This window comes from Cyclobacterium salsum (assembly GCF_010119245.1).
Taxonomy (GTDB): Bacteria; Bacteroidota; Bacteroidia; order Cytophagales; family Cyclobacteriaceae; genus Cyclobacterium; species Cyclobacterium salsum.
The window spans coordinates 22059-38894 of record NZ_WNKG01000001.1; the positions used below are offsets into that span (position 1 = coordinate 22059).

Annotated in this window: 11 protein-coding genes; 8 read left to right on the forward strand and 3 right to left on the reverse strand. The window is 47.1% G+C overall.

From position 1 onward, the window contains the following. Positions 1–7: 7 nt before the first annotated feature. Positions 8–2218, forward strand: coding sequence for a polysaccharide lyase family 8 super-sandwich domain-containing protein (locus GJS45_RS00075; protein WP_162339420.1), 2211 nt, complete (start codon positions 8–10; stop codon positions 2216–2218). Between the two features lie 295 nt (positions 2219–2513). On the opposite strand, the gene GJS45_RS00080 is transcribed toward GJS45_RS00075, so the two are convergent. Beyond that, positions 2514–3617, reverse strand: coding sequence for an acyltransferase family protein (locus GJS45_RS00080; protein ID WP_162339421.1), 1104 nt, complete (start codon positions 3615–3617; stop codon positions 2514–2516). 196 nt (positions 3618–3813) lie between these two features. Then, positions 3814–6699 (reverse strand): FAD-binding and (Fe-S)-binding domain-containing protein, encoded by a 2886-nt coding sequence (locus tag GJS45_RS00085; RefSeq protein ID WP_162339422.1) that lies wholly within the window; start codon positions 6697–6699, stop codon positions 3814–3816. 185 nt (positions 6700–6884) lie between these two features. Between GJS45_RS00085 and GJS45_RS00090 the strand changes: the two genes are divergently transcribed. The 7 genes from GJS45_RS00090 (at position 6885) to GJS45_RS00120 (ending at position 16100) form a co-directional block, all read left to right on the forward strand. Then, complete coding sequence (locus tag GJS45_RS00090) at positions 6885–8183, forward strand: Gfo/Idh/MocA family protein (RefSeq protein WP_162339914.1); 1299 nt, start codon at positions 6885–6887, stop codon at positions 8181–8183. A 27-nt stretch (positions 8184–8210) separates the two neighbouring features. Then, positions 8211–8972, forward strand: a complete 762-nt coding sequence (locus GJS45_RS00095; RefSeq protein WP_162339423.1) for a 3-keto-disaccharide hydrolase — start codon at positions 8211–8213, stop codon at positions 8970–8972. Between the two features lie 11 nt (positions 8973–8983). Next, entirely contained in the window at positions 8984–9877 is an 894-nt protein-coding gene (locus tag GJS45_RS00100) for a phytanoyl-CoA dioxygenase family protein (RefSeq protein WP_162339424.1), read from the forward strand. A gap of 8 nt (positions 9878–9885) precedes the next feature. Further along, a complete protein-coding gene (locus tag GJS45_RS00105; protein ID WP_162339425.1) occupies positions 9886–13014 on the forward strand; it encodes a PVC-type heme-binding CxxCH protein in 3129 nt (1042 codons plus the stop codon). Next, positions 13001–13840, forward strand: coding sequence for a 3-keto-disaccharide hydrolase (locus GJS45_RS00110; protein WP_235954513.1), 840 nt, complete (start codon positions 13001–13003; stop codon positions 13838–13840). The genes GJS45_RS00105 and GJS45_RS00110 overlap by 14 nt, the downstream gene beginning before the upstream one ends. A gap of 100 nt (positions 13841–13940) precedes the next feature. Next, positions 13941–15017 (forward strand): Gfo/Idh/MocA family protein, encoded by a 1077-nt coding sequence (locus tag GJS45_RS00115; protein WP_162339426.1) that lies wholly within the window; start codon positions 13941–13943, stop codon positions 15015–15017. 54 nt (positions 15018–15071) lie between these two features. Next, entirely contained in the window at positions 15072–16100 is a 1029-nt protein-coding gene (locus tag GJS45_RS00120; RefSeq protein ID WP_162339427.1) for a 3-hydroxyacyl-CoA dehydrogenase family protein, read from the forward strand. A 14-nt stretch (positions 16101–16114) separates the two neighbouring features. Here the strand turns inward: GJS45_RS00120 and miaE are convergent, their stop codons facing one another. Next, on the reverse strand, positions 16115–16702 hold the full coding sequence (miaE, locus tag GJS45_RS00125; RefSeq protein ID WP_162339428.1) for a tRNA-(ms[2]io[6]A)-hydroxylase: 588 nt from the start codon (positions 16700–16702) through the stop codon (positions 16115–16117). Positions 16703–16836 lie beyond the last annotated feature (134 nt).

Consider the following 16836-nt stretch of genomic DNA (forward strand, 5'->3'; position numbering starts at 1 on the left):
CAAAATTATGAACCCAGCTTATAACCTATTTATTGCTTTACTCACTATTACACTAGTTGAATTCTCCACCTGTGCAAAAGCAGATGATTTCGAACGAATTAAAGGGAGAGTTGTCGATCAATTGATGGGATCGGGAGTTAATGATGGAGAAGTAGCCGAGATAATTGGTATCGTAAACGAAGACGGCAGCTATCAGGGCATTGATTATGAAGATCTTAGCAGAGAAGCCGGATTCCCGCATGGCCGTCATACGAGGAATCTTGTCAGCCTGGCAAGGGCATACCAGCATGAATCGTCCCGGTACTATCAGGATGAAAACATTAAAAACATTATTATCAGAGGACTTGAGTTTTGGGTGGAACGGGACTTCGTGGGAGAGAACTGGCACAATAACCAGATCACCACACCAACCAACCTGGTAAACCTGATGCTTATCATTGGCGATGAACTACCAGCCGAACTGGTGGGGCAGGCACAACCGATGATACGCCGGGCCACTATGGTGGAGGTGCCGGGCGTTTTCTACGGGGCAAGACCAGGGGGCGACAGAATAGCTATTGCAGCCATTTCGGCTAAAAACTTCCTGTTTCTGAACGACAAGGAGGCATTCCATGAGGTAATTCAAATAATTGCCGGCGAGATCAAGTTTACTACAGGGGAGCGAGGCATGCAGCACGATTTCAGTTTCCATCACAGGCACGACAGAGTTAACAATACAACAAGTTACGGATATGGAAAGTATGCCAACACCTTTGGGGAGTGGTCATCTTATGTAGCCAACACAAAATACCAGTTTCCGACCGATCGAATTAACCTGCTTGTGGATTACTACCTGGACGGGATATACAAACACATGGTATATGGCGTTTACACGGATGTGGCCACCCATGACAGAAGTATTGCCAATCACAGGAGAAGCACACCAGGAGGAACACTTGAAATAGAGCGTTTACTTCAAAGTACTGATTACCGGAGCGATGAGCTTAAAGATATATTGAAATTGAGAAAGGGAGAGGAGGCCAACATCCGATCTTTTGCCAAATTTTTCTGGCACTCGGAACACTTTACATTCCAAAGGCCTCATTTCTACACCAGTATCAGAATGCACTCCACCAGAAATAGAACCTATGAAGTTCCTTATAATGGCCCTGGTATAACAACCCATCACAGGGCAGACGGGGCAAATTACCTCAGTATCGATGCTCACGAATACGATGGTATCTGGCCCGTGTATGACTGGCAGAAAGTATCAGGAGCAACCATCATGCAAAAACCTGAACACCACGTTGCGCGCAGTTATGGCGGGAATATGCCCGTACAGATGGAAGGATTAACGGATTATGTGGGCGCTGTAGATGACGGACGCTATGGTGCCGTCGCATACGATTTCAAGAGCCCGCATGACCTTCTGGAAGCAAAAAAATCCTGGTTCTTTTTTGACAAGGAATATGTATGTCTCGGTGCAGGAATAAAATCCAATCCCAACCTTCCTGCCTATACAACGATTAATCAGGCTCACCTCAGGGGAGATGTTACAGTAAGCCAAAAAGAACGGGTAGAACTTGTTCCCCAAAGCAATAGCGAACTGGAAAATGTAAAGTGGGTGCACCATGACAGGGTGGGATATCTATTACCTGAGCCTGCTACTGTTAATTTGTCCAACAAGGCCGAACAGGGAAGATGGTCTGATATTTCAGCCGCCAAGAGTGCTTCTGATGAACTGGTTACTCAAGAGGTCTTCCTTCTTGGTATTGACCACGGCAACAGCCCCAGTAATGCTTCCTATCAGTATATCGTAGTACCGGGTGTCACTTCTGAAGAGTTGGCATCATCAAGTGTCAATAATCGGAATATTGAGATTCTCTCAAACACACCTGACCTGCAGGCTGTCATACATAACGGTCTTGGCATAAGCCAGCTAGCCTTTTACAAAGCCGGAGAAGTTGAAATAGCCGACGGCTACATGGTCAGGATGGATAGCCAGGGAATGGTAATGCTAAAAATGAACGGCAACAGGATTGAGGAATTAAGCGTTTCAGATCCTTCCAGGAAACTAACGAGGGTTACCTTAACTGTACCAGGCACCTATAACCTACAAGGCGAAAATTTTATCACACTGCCTAATAACGATAAAAACAGCACATTAATAATAGTTGACCTTCCAACGGATGTGTATGCTGGCAGCAGCACAACCGTTGAATTTCAAAAAGTAAACTAGAAAACGACTATTTATTCTGCTTTTTTAATTATGGGATCAAAACTGCCACGTCCAGCATCGCGTTCATCAGCGCGATGCTGGCCCTGGTAAGTGTGCTGCTCAAGAACGAGCCGGACGATTGTCTACGACAACCGCAGCAATACGCAAAATTGCCCGGGCTTACCCCGTTACACCACTCTGATCCACGCGTTATCAGTAAGGCATAACAGGGAAAGTAGCCCCAAAAACTACTTGGCCGAAAGAAGCTTCAACGGTAGAATGTATTTGGTTAAATAATCATTTCCAAACGGTTGCTTTAAACCTTAACGAAGGTCTTATTCACATACATGTACCAGAGCAAGGTATAAAGGATCACAAACCCTCCGATACTGGTCCAAACCGGATACCAGCTTTCGCTGTATTGTTCCAAACCAAACACCAAATCATTCGCAATGGCAGGAAAGTCAATAACATGGGAAAGTACATAAGCCGTGATGGCGTTCATGCCGATCACTTTTAAGGGAAAAGTCCAGGCAGTCTTGCCTTTGACATCAATGATCCAATAGAAGGCAGCCAGTAAAAGGTAGCATACGCCAGAGGAGGCCAGCACAAAGGAACTACTCCAGACCTTTTTTACGATGGGATGCCAAATGCCCCAAACCAGCCCTAAACAGAGGGCAATCAAACCCGCTGCGACCAGGTAGAGAGCTACCTTTTTACGGGGCATTTCCGATTTGATCCATTCTCCGGCAAATAGACCGGACAAGGTGGTAGCTGTAAAACCCAGACCGGACAGCAACCAGGTATATTGCAGTCCATCGTCAAAAGGGCCAAATACCAGCCGGTCCACATAAAGGGCAAAGTTTTGGTCCGGTAAGAGTGTGCTTCTACCTACTCCCGGAACTTGAGGAAGCGTGAGGAGTAGTGCATAGGCAATCAGGCAAAAGGCAAACAACAGGTAGCGACCGTTTCGACTCAGATGGATAAAGGCCAGACAGGAAAAAACGTAGCCAACAGCAATGGCTTGTAAGGTATTGCTAAAGACCTTAAACTGGCTGGCATCCAGGGCCAACAGATTCCCCTGCACGATCCAACCCAGAATAAAAAGAATGACGAATCGCTTCAGTAATTTGCCGTAAAGTTGTCCTTTACTTCTTTGGTCTTGCAGGCGTTGAGATAGGGAAAAGGGGATTACTGCTCCTACCACAAACAAGAATAGGGGCATGATGATATCGTAAAAGGTGGAACCAAACCATTCCGGGTGTGAAAATTGCCGGGCAAGAAAGCCGGTAAAGGCTGTATCTGCTCCCCGGTGCAGAGAGGCAAAAAAACGGTCGGCAAAGATGATTAGTAACATGTCAAAGCCTCTCAAGACATCAATCGAGAGGATTCGGGGGGAGCGCTGGGGGATGGCATTCATGAAAAGGTGGGGTTATAAACGTAATTTTTTCGATTGCTAATTCTGGTAAAAATAGAATAAATAGTTTAACCCGGCCATTCCCAGCGGTAGTTTTTTTAAATGAGCTGCTTTTTGTAACCGTGTGGTATACTTGGTAAATAACGCTCTTTAATCGTTGAATCTACGTTAGGGAAATGGATTGTGAGGTAGCAAAAATTCATTCAAAAATCACTTCCACGCATTCCACCCAGTGTTTTGCCCTTTTTCCGGTAAAATGGGCAATCTGATGACGGCAGCTAAAACCGGAGGCCACCAGCTCACTTTCTTTGGGAGTTTTCCTGATTTCCGGAAACAACACCTCTTCACCTATTTTTTCGGATAGGGTATAGTGTTCTTTCTCGTAGCCAAAGGATCCCGCCATGCCACAACATCCTGAAGGGATTTCTGTGCAGGACGTAGGTTCTTTCAAGGTGCTTTTCATGGCTTGCGTCCCGTAGAGGGCTTTCTGGTGGCAATGGCCATGGATCCGGAGGTCGGCTCCCTTGCTGCGCAACTTCACGTTCAGGTTTCCTTTTTCCATTTCCCGTGCAAGAAAAACGTCAATCATCAAAACGTTTTCTTTCAATTTTGCCGCTACTTCTTTTTCATCCAGTAAATCAGGAAAGTCATCGTTTAAAGCCGAAGCACAACTGGGTTCGCAGACCAACACGGGAAGACCCTCATCGATAAAGGAAAGTAACTTCTCTACGGTAGCCCCCCCTTCTTTTTTCGCTTCTCGTAGAAAACCATGGGAAATTTTGGGTCGTTGGCAACAGCCTACATTCGCAAGGACTACTTCGTATCCGCATTCATTGAGTAGTTTTACCGCTGCCTTTCCAATGGAAGGTTCGTGATAGTTTAGGTAGGTATCGGCAAACAGTGCTACTTTTTTACCGGTTTTTGGTTGATTTTCTCCGTTTCTGTCAAACCATTGATAAAATGGTTGGGTCGCATAGGCGGGGAGCGTGCGCCGACTATCAAATCCTGCTATTTTTTCCAGGCTTTTTCGGAATAAGGAGGAAGATTGGATTGAATTGATTGGTTTTGCCAGAAAGCCCGAAAATCGTTTCGCCATGCTGGCTGCATCCCGGATCATTTTATCTCGTAAACTAGCTCCATTGGCATCGTAATACCATTGCATCACATCGCTTTTCATTTTGGCCATGTCCACATTGCTGGGGCATTCGGATTTGCAAGCCTTGCAACTCAGGCACAGGCTCAGGGTTTCCTGCAGGCGTTCACTGCTTAAACCTTTTTCATCCAGCTGTCCCGACATGGCCATGCGTAAGGCATTGGCCCGGCCACGGGTGGTATGCTCCTCGTCCCGAGTGGCTTTGAAACTGGGACACATGGTTCCTCCCAGTAGTTTTCGGCATTCTCCCACGCCCGTGCACATGTGGACCGACTCCTGAAAGCTCTGTTCCGATCGGTAGTGAAAGACCGAATCCAGGTCCTGATCTTTGTAGTGGCTGCCATAACGCAGGTTTTTGGACATGGATTCGGCTTCAACGATCTTACCCGGGTTCATACGGTTTTCCGGATCAAAAAGGCGTTTGACCTGGATCATGGCCTGGTACAATTCCGTTCCGAAAAAACGCTCGTTAAATGGACTACGTACCAACCCGTCTCCATGCTCCCCACTCCAAGAACCTCTGTATTCCATCACTAAATTGAAGGTGTCTTCCGCTATGGCTTCCAACCGCTCTATGTCGGTTTGCTGCCGCAGGTCCAGGATGGGCCGGACATGGATGACTCCCACACTGACGTGGGCATACATGGCCACCTCGGTCTGGTGTTTTTTGCAAATTTGCAGGGTACGGTCAATGTATTCGCGCAGGTGCTGGGTAGGAATTCCCGCATCCTCTATGAATGGCAGGGGTTTTTTCTTGCCCTTGATACCTAGCATAAGACCAAGTCCTTTTTTCCGAACCACCCACACATCCTCGTATTCGGGCCCCTGCGGAAATAAAGGGAAGGCATAACCCAAGCCCTTTTCTTGCAACTCCTTTATCATTTGAGCGGGTCGGTCCATCACATCTGCCAGACTTTCCCCGTAAAATTCGACGATCAGAATGGCGGCGGGGTCTCCCTGAATAAAGTGACAGTGCCGTTTGGTCGTAAGGTTTTCCCGGCTCAGATCTACCACTATTTTATCAAGTATCTCAACAGCGGAAGGTTGGTAGGGTAGAATGCTTGTGACTGCACCAACAGCATCTAACAATTCCTTGAAATGCAGCACGCAAACTGACTTAAACTGTGGCAGGGGTTCGAGATTCAGTTTTAATTCCAGGGTAGTAGCTAAGGTACCTTCGCTTCCGGTGATTAGTTTTGCGAGGTTCCAATTGGAAGTATGGATAAATTCGTCCAGATTGTAGCCCCCCACCCGGCGCATGACTTTGGGAAACTTCTGTCCGATACGTTCCCTGTTATGGTCAATTATTTTTTCAAAGCTCCGGTAAATCTCTCCCTCCCTGGAATCCTTAGCTGCCATCTTCTGATAGGTGTCCGGGTCGGTTTTCTTCAAATGCAAAAGCGTACCGTCCGCCAGCAGCACGGTGGCTTCCAATACGTGGTCCACCGTCTTGCCGTACAGGATACTTTTGGTTCCGGAGGAATTGTTGCCGACCATTCCTCCCACGTTTGCCCGGCTGGAAGTGGCTGGATCCACGGCAAAGTGAAGCCCCAATGGGGCCAGCTCCTCGTTTAAAACATCACGTACCTTTCCCGGCTGAACCCGAACCCATCGTTCTTTGGTGTTGACCTCCAGCGTTTGATCCATGTATTTGGAAAAGTCCAGAACAATGGATTTTCCTACGGTTTGCCCGGCCAAACTGGTGCCTCCGCCGCGAGGTAAAATGGTAACTTGATTCTTGTTAGCCCATTCAAGGGCCTTTTTCACATCGTCCTCGTCTTTGGGTAAGACTACGGCAATCGGAAAAATCTGATAGATGCTGGCATCAGTAGCATAGATGCCCAGTGAATAGGTATCAGTCAATACTTCTCCTTTAATGCCGGCAAGCAGATCGGAAACAGGTTCTTTTGCGGTTGGGGGATTTGTTCGCATGGGGTTTATTGTCAATTTGTTCAAAGATATTATTTTTTGTGGTTTGATAACAAGCGCAATTATTTTTATCTAATTGGCTACAGCCTTTGATAGAAAAATTGTTTGAACTTGAAAAGACATATTGTATTTTACGCTTGATTTTGAAAAAAACAGTTCATGAGACCGAAGTAACGCAGAAATAAATGATGGAAAGTAAAAACAATAATCGGCGAACATTTCTTAAATCCACGGGCACCGCAGTCATTGGCAGCGCAGTGTTGCCCATGGGATTTTCGATCCGACAGGGCTATGCTGCCCGCAGAGAGCCATTGAAAGTAGGGCTTATCGGATGCGGTGGAAGAGGTACTGGCGCCGCCGCCCAAGCCCTTAAAGCAGACAAGGATGCCGAACTTACTTGTATGGCAGATATTTTTTCAGATTACCTGGAAGAGTCCTTTCAGTCATTGAAAAAAATAAATCCGGAGCAAGTTAAGGTTACGGATGCGCAGAAATTTGTTGGTTTTGATGCCTACCAAAAGGTATTGGATGCGGGCGTAGACGTAGTGATACTTACCACGCCGCCTGCATTCCGACCGGCGCATTTTAAAGCTGCCGTGGATGCTGGCAAGCATGTATTTTGTGAGAAGCCCGTAGCGGTAGATGCTCCGGGAGTTCGAAGCGTATTGGCATCTGCCAAGAAAGCGAAAGAAAAAGGGCTATCGGTGGTATCAGGTTTTACTTTTCGATACGACTTTCCGAAACGAGCTTTATTTGGGCGAATTTTAGATGGGGAGATTGGGGAGGTAACCAACGTATTTACCGCCCGAAACGGCGGCGGTTTGTGGTACAAGCCCCGGCAGGAAAATTGGACCGAAATGGAATACCAGCTGAGGAATTGGTACTACTACGATTGGCTATCAGGGGATTATATTGTTGAAATGATGGTTCACAGCCTGGACATGATGTCCTGGGCACTGGGAGACAGGTTGCCGCTACAGGCTACCGGAACCGGAGGACGCCAATCCAGGACCGAATCTCAGTGGGGCAATATTTACGACCACTTTGCCATCGAGTACGAATACGAAAATAATATCAAAGGCGTGCATTTCAGCCGGCAACAAAAAGGTTGCTCCAACACCAATAAAGTAGATATTGCCGGAACCGAGGGATTTGCCTCCGTTGATATAGGTAAAAGAGTACATGCCACGATGGGCTCCGAACGCTGGGATTACAAGGGTGAATCCAACAATCCCTACGAGACGCAGCACGAAGAACTCTTTGCATCCATACGAGCCGGCCAACCCATGAACGAAGGCGAGCTGATGGCAAATAGCACCATGCTTGCCATTTTAGGCCGCATGGTGGGCTACAGTGGACAAACCATTACCTGGGAGCAGGCGATGAATAGCGAACATAAATTGGGACCAGCCGCAGATGATTACCGCTGGGATCTGGTGGTAGACGTGCCGCCTATTGCTGTTCCGGGAATTACTAAAGTGGTGTAGCGTCAGATGAGGCTTTAAATTAATTTTATGAATAATAGACAAAGAATACCCTTATTTCTACTTTTCCTGCTGCTTTTTTCTACACAATTGAAGGCCCAGGATGTATTGTTTGAGTTTGGAAAGGAGCAAGAACTGAATGCCTTGATTCAGGGAAAGAGCAGCGATGAAAAAGGCATTCGCTGGATGGATGTCAATACAGGTCCGGATACCTGGAGGTTTGAAGGAGATGAACTAGTCTGTGAAGGCATGCCCATTGGTGTTATCCGGTCGGAAAAACAATACGAAAATTTCATCATGTATGTGGAATGGAAGCATATGGAGGCCGGAGGAAATTCCGGTAGCTTTGTTTGGTCCGGAGCAGTGCCTGGCGAAAACCGCCTTCCTGATGGTGTAGAGGTACAAATGCTTGAATTGGACTGGGTTAACCAAAATAAAAGGCCGGATGGGGAGCTACCACCCATAGCCTATGTACATGGAGAATTATTTGGTGTGGGGGGAGTAGAAACTGTTCCCGACAACCCACGGGGAACCCGGAGTAAATCCATCGAAAACCGGTGCCTGGGCAAAGGGGAATGGAATACCTACGTCGTCGTTTGTGTAGATGGTGTCATCAAACTATCTGTAAACGGGAAGTTTGTAAACGGCATCAGCCAGTCAACGCAGAAAAAAGGGTATATCTGCCTGGAATCGGAGGGGGCTCCCATTCATTTCCGCAATCTGACCGTCACCCCACTTCCTCCCGGTGTTACTTCGGCGGAGCAAATCGCCCCGTTATTACCCAATCCTTAATGCCAATCCCTATGGTGAACGACCTATCCCGGATTCATGAACTCCTATCTGATTTGTTTGAGTGGCCACAATCGGAGAAAGAATGGGAAAAGTACCGGCTCTCGGAAGAACAAATTGCTTTTTTCATCGAAAATGGCTACCTCTCTCATATCAAATTATTGGATTCCTGGCAAATAGACCAGCTAAACGATGAGTTGGAAGCGTTAACCGATCCCAATCACCCCGGGAATGAATTGTTTTACGAGTTTAAGTCCAACGAATCAGAGGATCCCAATACTGTTTTGTTTCATTCGTTAGGTCATTGGCGCATTAAAGAGGGATTTCACGATATTTTGTGGAATCCGGCCTTTTTAATGGCGGCCAGCCAGCTGCTGGAGGATAAATCCGTGCGGTTTTGGCACGATCAGCTGTTTTGTAAACCCGCCAAGCATGGCGGAGTGGTTGCCTGGCATCAGGACTACTCCTATTGGACTCGCTCCGTACCCATGCAGCACCTCACCTGTTGGGTTGGCTTAGACGATGCAGACGTTCAAAACGGCTGTATTTATTATGTTCCGGGCAGCCATCGCTGGGGTTTGCTGGACAAGCCGGAGTTGGCCGGGAACATGGAAGGCCTGATGGACTACCTTACCGAAGCACAAAAAGAAGAATTTCGGCCTGTTCCCATAGAAATGAAAAAAGGATACGGTACCTTTCACCACCCCTTGATGGTGCACGGATCCTACGAAAACAAGTCCAATCGATCGCGGAGAGCGTTTGTTTTGAATGTATTTGCGGATGGGACTCAATCCAATACCGATCAGGAACTGTTGGCTGGGGTGCCGGTGTTCCGGCCAGGGGAAAAGCTAGAAGGTCAGTTTTTTCCACTTCTGCTGGACAGGGATAAAATCTATCAAAAGGCCTGAAAGGTAGCATGCAACATATCCGAAAGAACAGCATTCCTACTTGTCCGTGGTTAGGCCAAATACTTATTTTATTATTGGGGGGGTTCACTTTCTACGGTTGTACAGAACCGGTTATAGATCAGGAGGCCTGGGAGTTACCTGATGGCTATATTGTAGAGGAAGCCATCGAGCCCGGTTTGGTCCGGTATCCCATGTTTGCCGTATTTGACGATCAGGGAAGGCTGTTTGTGATGGAGTCCAGCGGACAGACCGAGAGTACCGATGCCATTTTGGAACAACCTGATTTTAGCATTCTCCTTTTGACGGACAGCGATCAGGACGGAGTATTTGATCACAAAACCGTTTATGCTGATTCCATTCCTTTCCCCATGGGAGGCGTTTTTGTAGCGGGTAGTTTGATCGTTACAGCCGCTCCGAATCTGGTTAAATTTACCGATACGGATGGAGATGGCGTGGCAGACGAAAGGGATATTTTACTTTCTGGCTGGAAACTTAGCCACAATGCGGCCATCCTGAGCGGTCCTTTTATGGGACCAGATGGATGGTTGTACCTGGCCGATGCCAGAAGGGGATTTGATATTTTAAGTAAGGAATTTGTTCATTTCCAGGGAAATGGAGCCCGAATCTGGCGATGCTTACCCAATGGAACCCAATTGCAGACCTTTGCAGGCGGAGGTTTTGACAATGCGATTGAGTTGGCGTTTACACCTTCCGGGGAAGTGTTGGGAACCATGACCTATTTCACCGATCCCAAAGGAGGGTATCGGGATGCGCTGATGCATTGGGTGGAAAACGGTGTCTATCCAAAACCACATCCGGTCATTCAGGAAGACCAACTGGTGCAAACGGGGCCATTGATGCCGGTGATGCACCGCATGGCCAGGGTTTCTCCTTCCGGCTTGATGCTGCATAGCGGTTCGGCTTGGGGTGAGGAATTTACCGGAGATTTATTTCATGCCGAATTTAATACCGGAAGGGTCATTCGTACCAGCTTGAATCCCGACGGGGCTTCTTTTCAAGCCAACAGTCGGCCGTTTTTCCAAAGTAAGATCCCTGATTTTCATCCAACCGATGTGTTGCAGGAACCGGATGGGAACCTGTTGCTGGTCAATACAGGAGGCTGGTTTATAGCAGGCTGCCCATTGAGCCGTACCGCTAAGCCGGATGTGCCGGGGGGTATTTATCGCATACGAAAAACGGAAAACAAGGGGAAAGCACAGGATCCCTGGGGCAAGGCCATTCCCTGGGAAGCATTGTCGGTAGGTCAATTGGCAAAGCTGCTGGAAGACCCCCGAGCGGATGTGGCTGAAAAAGCAGGGAATTTCCTGTTGAAACAACCGCTGTTAGCCATTCCTTATTTGCAAACCCTAATGCGCGAGCACCCGGAGGAACAAGTGCGAGCGAAGGCCGTATTTTTACTCTTCCAGACCCAAAACCCCAGAGCATGGCATCAATTGTATGTCGGCCTGGAAGATTCCAGTGATCTGGTAAAAACCGCTACTGCACGCGTCTTGGGCATGGCAGAGGTGATTACCACCCGTGACCAGCTTATTCAGTTATTGGACAGCAATCCCAGCCTTCCAGTGGCCAAACAAGTGGCTACCGCGCTAGGACAAATTGGCGATCCAAAGGCAACCAAACACCTTTTGCGGGCATTGGAAAGGTATCCAGAAGACAGGTATTTTGAGCATGCTGCCATTTTTGCGCTCATCGAAATGAAGAATGAGGACCTGCTGCTGCAGGAGTTGGCGGCATCGGGCTTCAACAAAGCGGTCTTAATTGCGCTGGACCAAAAAGGCAAGGAATTGCTTACGGAAGAAATGATTGCTCCTTACCTGGCATCTCAAGATAGCACGGAAGCAAATACGGCGGTTTGGATTTTGAATAACCATCCGGATTGGTCCCAGTCCTTTATTACTTTTTTGGATTCATTTTCCGTAGAAAACAGCAAAGAGGAGGACCTGCTGCGGGAAGTTTGGCCCTCCTTTATCGATAATGATCCGGTGCAAAGACATCTTTCCGAAAAGCTAACTTCTAATTTGGAACAGCGTAAATTAATCCTATCCATGCTTGCCTCTTTTCCACCCAAGCAAGTAGGGTCTTCGCTTAGGTCAAGTCTGCGTCAGTATTTAGAGTCAAAAGATAATCAAACCAAAGAGGCCGCATTACAGGTGATTATTCAGTTGGGGCTGAATGATTTTTATCAGGAATTGGTGGACCTTGCCAGGGCTGATACCGAGAAAATAGCTATTCGTTTAATGGCCTACCAAGCCCTGCTGGTCCAGGAAGCAACGGTATCAACACAGGAATTCCAGTGGATTACGAAGCAGCTTTTAAATTCAGAGCTGCGGACAGTTCATTCATCGGTACTTCGCATTGTCAGAAACCTGCCATTGGATCGGGATAGACTGGATTGGATGCTTGATCAGATACTTCCGGAGCTTTCTTCTGAATGGATTCCTGCTGTTTTGGAAATGTTCGAAGGAGCGCAGCAAGCTGAAACCCTGGATCGATTAGAACAACAACTACTTCAACGAAAAGAGGTTTGGGATAACCTTTCCATCGATTTGGTAAAGAGGGTTTTTCCAACGGGAAATCAAGTCATATTGGATAGTTTGGAACGGTCTCAGGAATTACGGTTGAAGAAATTGGAATCCGTTGAAAATAGTTTGGTCCGGGGAGATGTATCCAGAGGACGAGCGCTATTCTTTGGTAAAGGAACCTGTGGGACCTGCCATGCCGTTGCCGGTGAAGGCGGGGATTTTGGACCTGATCTGACCAATATTGGTGAGATTCGTTCCAGGCACGACATCTTGGAGGCCATCCTATACCCGGCATCCAGTTTCGCCAGGGAATACGAAACCGTGACGATGAACACGGCTTCCCAGCAGGTTTCAGGAATAATCAAACGTCATGAAGCGGGCAGGTACGAAATAGCACTCGGCCCGGGGGTTACCCAATTGGTAAACGAACAGGATGTGGTGGAGCTATCCCCATCCGGTCAATCTTTGATGCCAGCAGGTTTGGAAAATGTCATGGATACGCAGGAATTGAGTGATTTGATGCTTTATTTGCAATCCTTACCCGATGGCATGTACGCTCCTACTGTAGATAAACAAAACTATGAAAATCTTTAGAAATCTCTTTTTATCGCCCATTTGTCTATTTCTTATGGGCATTTCAATTTTTGTAGTCCTTCCTGGTGTTGGACAATCCCTGCCGAGCCCGACAGCATGGCAGCGGGGAACAATGATTCCCCTGTTTGATGGGGAAAATCTCAATGCCTGGTATACCTTTATCCAGGACAGGGGTCGTAACCAGGATCCGCTACAGGTTTTTCAGGTGGAAGGCGGTATTTTGAAAATCAGCGGGGAGGAGTGGGGATGTATAACGACGAAGAATCCCTACGATAATTTTATTCTTAAAGCTTCCTTTCGCTGGACGGGGGAAACCTATGGAGACAGGAAAGCGAAAGCCAGGGATAGTGGCATACTGATTCATTCGCAGGGAACGGATGGGGGCTATAATGGAATCTGGATGCACGGCATCGAAGTTCAGATTATTGAAGGTGGAACGGGAGATTTCATAGTAGTAGGGGATGGTTCAACATCTTTTGGAATCAGTTCACCGGTAGTACACAAGGAACCGGGCAATGCCAGGGTATTTGATCCCAAAGGAGATTGGGAACGAATCCATGGAGGTCGAATCAATTGGTACGGCAGGTCTCCGAACTGGTCGGATACCATTGATTTCAGGGGCAAGCAGGATGTAGAAGCGGAGGTTGGTGACTGGAATGAGTTGGAGATACAAGCCTGGGAGGGAAATGTAGCCGTTTACCTAAATGGTAAACTAGTTAACTTCGCCAAAAGTGTTCGTCCGGAATATGGGAGAATTCAGGTTCAGTCGGAGGGAGCTTCGATTGCATTTAGGGAGATTGCTTTATTTCCCTTGCTAAAGAAATAGCTAATTGGCACCCGTCCTCATCGAATATTTTTTTAACTTGAACGTAATTAAGCAGACAAAACGAAAAAATTAACCAAGGCATCAATAAAAACAAATAATCATGACCCAAGAACCAATAAAAATGTTAGTAGTGGGTTGCGGCAATATGGGCGCTTCTCATGCATTGGCTTATCATCAACTGGAAGGCTTTGAGATCGTTGGCCTGGTATCGGGAGGAAAGACGAAAGAAGCACTCAATGAAAAACTAGGTGGAGGCTATCCTCTTTTTGATGATTATTACACGGCTATGGATAAGACCAAACCCGATGCAGTCAGTATCAATACTTACCCGGATACACACGAGACGTTTGCTGTGGACGCATTTGGGCGAGGGTGTCATGTTTTTGTGGAAAAACCATTGGCAGACACCGTAGAGGGAGCCCGGAGAGTGGTCAATGCAGCCAAAAAAAGTCATAAAAAATTGGTGGTGGGATACATATTGCGGCAGCATCCTTCCTGGATAAAATTTATAGCTATGAGTCAGGAATTGGGTAAGCCACTGGTGATGCGCATGAATTTAAACCAGCAGAGCGAAGGCAACATGTGGACCCTGCATCGAAATCTAATGAAAAGTTTAAGTCCCATCGTTGACTGTGGGGTACATTACATTGATGTCATGTGTCAAATGACCCGGTCCAAGCCCACACAGGTGTATGCCATTGGAGCAAAGTTAACCGACGAAATACCCGATGGAAATTATAATTACGGTAACCTCCAAATTCGTTTTGAAGACGGCTCAGTGGGTTGGTATGAGGCTGGTTGGGGTCCGATGGTCAGCGAAACGGCCTTTTTCATCAAGGACGTATTTGGTCCCAACGGATCGGTTTCCATCGTGGCTCGGGAAGCGGGTGGATCTGGCAAATCAGATAGCATTGAGTCGCATACCAAAACGGAATCCTTACTCTACCACCGGGCAGCCTTGGATGCAGAGGAAAAATTTGCTCATGAGGACGAATGGATTGATCTGAGCGATGAACCGGATCACAATGCCCTCTGCAAGCGGGAGCAGGAGTATTTTCTGAAAGCCATCCATCAGGATACGGACCTTAGTGATCATATGGAAGATGCTGTGAATAGCCTGCGAATTGCCTTTGCTTGTGACGAGTCGGTCAGGACAGGGAAAGTGGTGAATTTGTAATTTTCAGGAAAAGGGGTTCCTTTTCCGATTAAAAATACGATTAAAAGTAAACGCATGACACCAAATTTTGATCCCCGGGACTACCCTGTGGGCATCATTGGCCTGGGGCTGATGGGGAGTAGTATAGCTGCTTGTATGTTAATGGCCGGTCATCCGGTGATTGGAGTGGAATTGATGCCGGATGCACTGGAAGCAGGCAAACAAAGGGTAAGAGACCATTTTAAACTGGCGGTAGAAAAAGGACTGATCCGGGGCAAGGCCGAAGACTACCTGAAAAAATTCGCTGCATCCGCTGAATTGAAGGACTTAAAGCCAACGCAACTGGTTATTGAATCCATTAAGGAAGACAAGCAACTGAAAGGAGAGGTATTTCAAACGCTGGATGGGATTGTTTCCAAAGAGACCTTGATTACCACCAATACCTCCGCCATTCCCATTACGGATTTACAGCAATTTGTGAGTCACCCGGAACGCTTTTTCGGCTTGCACTGGATGGAGCCAGCCTATACCACCCGGTTTCTGGAAGTGATTTGTGGGAAGGACAGCGATTTGGAGAAAGCCCAATTTCTGTACGATTTAGGTGAACTTTGGCAAAAGGAAACGGTACTTGTCAAAAAAGACCTACCGGGATTTATTGCCAATCGGCTGATGTATGCGATGTACCGGGAGGCCATGCATTTGGTTGATCAGGACTATGCTTCGGTGGAAGACGTAGACCGTGCTTGCAGAAACGTAGCAGGGTATTTTTTGCCTATGATGGGTGTGTTTCGTTGGATGGATTTCACCGGGATCGCTTCCTACCGGGAGGTGATGAAAGACCTGTTTCCAACCCTGAATAACGACCCATCACCGGGAAGGGTTATTAATGATATCGTGGATGCCGGAGGTAAGGGCGTTACAAATGGTCGTGGGTTTTATTCCTACACCGAGGAGGAAATTGAAATCTGGAAAGAACTTTACAGTGAGTTTTCGTATGAAATCCGGGAGCTCACCCTAAAATACCCGGTAGATATCATCCAGCAAAGACTCGAAGATAAGAAGGCTAAGAAAGCAGCGGAATCGAAAAATGACGAGTCCTCTTAGAGGATCTCCCGGGCTTAGTGTAACGCAGGCGCAATGGGCAGACGCTTTATGACTTCGCCCTCGAAGGCCATCATTTCGTGCAAGCGGTCGTAGACCGTTTTCTCGTCAAAGTACTGCAGTGCCAGTTCTACAAAAATGTTTCCGTGTTTTGCCTCTGAGGTCCAAAGTATTTTATAGAATTTTTTCAATTCTTCATCGCTTTGTGCCTCAGAAACCATACGGAACCGTTCGCATCCCCGGCATTCCACAATCGATCCCAAGAGCATTCGGGACAAAAACCTGCTTTCGGCTGTTCCACCATGGGTAAGGGGGGTCAATTGCTTAATATACGGATCCTCCTTCATTTCTTTATTCAGCGGAACGCCTTTTTGTTGCATAATCTCGAATACCTGCTGAAAATGCTCCAACTCTTCAATGGCCGTTTCAATCATGTCAGGAATGATTTTTACCCGATCCGGATATTTGGCTATTAAGGAAGTAGCCATCGCAGACGCCTTTCGCTCGCAATCCGCGTGATCTTGTAAAAAGGAATTAAAATCAGCCATAACGACAGCCAGCCAGGCATCAGAGGAAGGAACTTTAAGCTCAATGGAATATTTCATTTCAGGTTCATTTTTCTAATTCCAGCAATTCCGTTTACGTGAAAAGCAAAAGTAAGGGATCTTTTTCAATTTTAAATCCGGAAAGTACAAACGGTTCGCCCGTGTCGGTATTTTTTGTACTTTTCCGAAATAAA

Bases quoted from the DNA above. Each gene is read 5' to 3' on its own strand.
- GJS45_RS00075 (WP_162339420.1), top strand. From the start codon at position 8: ATGAACCCAGCTTATAACCTATTTATTGCTTTACTCACTATTACACTA.
- GJS45_RS00115 (WP_162339426.1), top strand. From the start codon at position 13,941: ATGACCCAAGAACCAATAAAAATGTTAGTAGTGGGTTGCGGCAATATG.
- GJS45_RS00110 (WP_235954513.1), top strand. From the start codon at position 13,001: ATGAAAATCTTTAGAAATCTCTTTTTATCGCCCATTTGTCTATTTCTT.
- GJS45_RS00085 (WP_162339422.1), bottom strand. From the start codon at position 6,699: ATGCGAACAAATCCCCCAACCGCAAAAGAACCTGTTTCCGATCTGCTT.
- GJS45_RS00100 (WP_162339424.1), top strand. From the start codon at position 8,984: ATGGTGAACGACCTATCCCGGATTCATGAACTCCTATCTGATTTGTTT.
- GJS45_RS00095 (WP_162339423.1), top strand. From the start codon at position 8,211: ATGAATAATAGACAAAGAATACCCTTATTTCTACTTTTCCTGCTGCTT.
- GJS45_RS00105 (WP_162339425.1), top strand. From the start codon at position 9,886: ATGCAACATATCCGAAAGAACAGCATTCCTACTTGTCCGTGGTTAGGC.
- GJS45_RS00090 (WP_162339914.1), top strand. From the start codon at position 6,885: ATGGAAAGTAAAAACAATAATCGGCGAACATTTCTTAAATCCACGGGC.
- miaE (WP_162339428.1), bottom strand. From the start codon at position 16,702: ATGAAATATTCCATTGAGCTTAAAGTTCCTTCCTCTGATGCCTGGCTG.
- GJS45_RS00080 (WP_162339421.1), bottom strand. From the start codon at position 3,617: ATGAATGCCATCCCCCAGCGCTCCCCCCGAATCCTCTCGATTGATGTC.
- GJS45_RS00120 (WP_162339427.1), top strand. From the start codon at position 15,072: ATGACACCAAATTTTGATCCCCGGGACTACCCTGTGGGCATCATTGGC.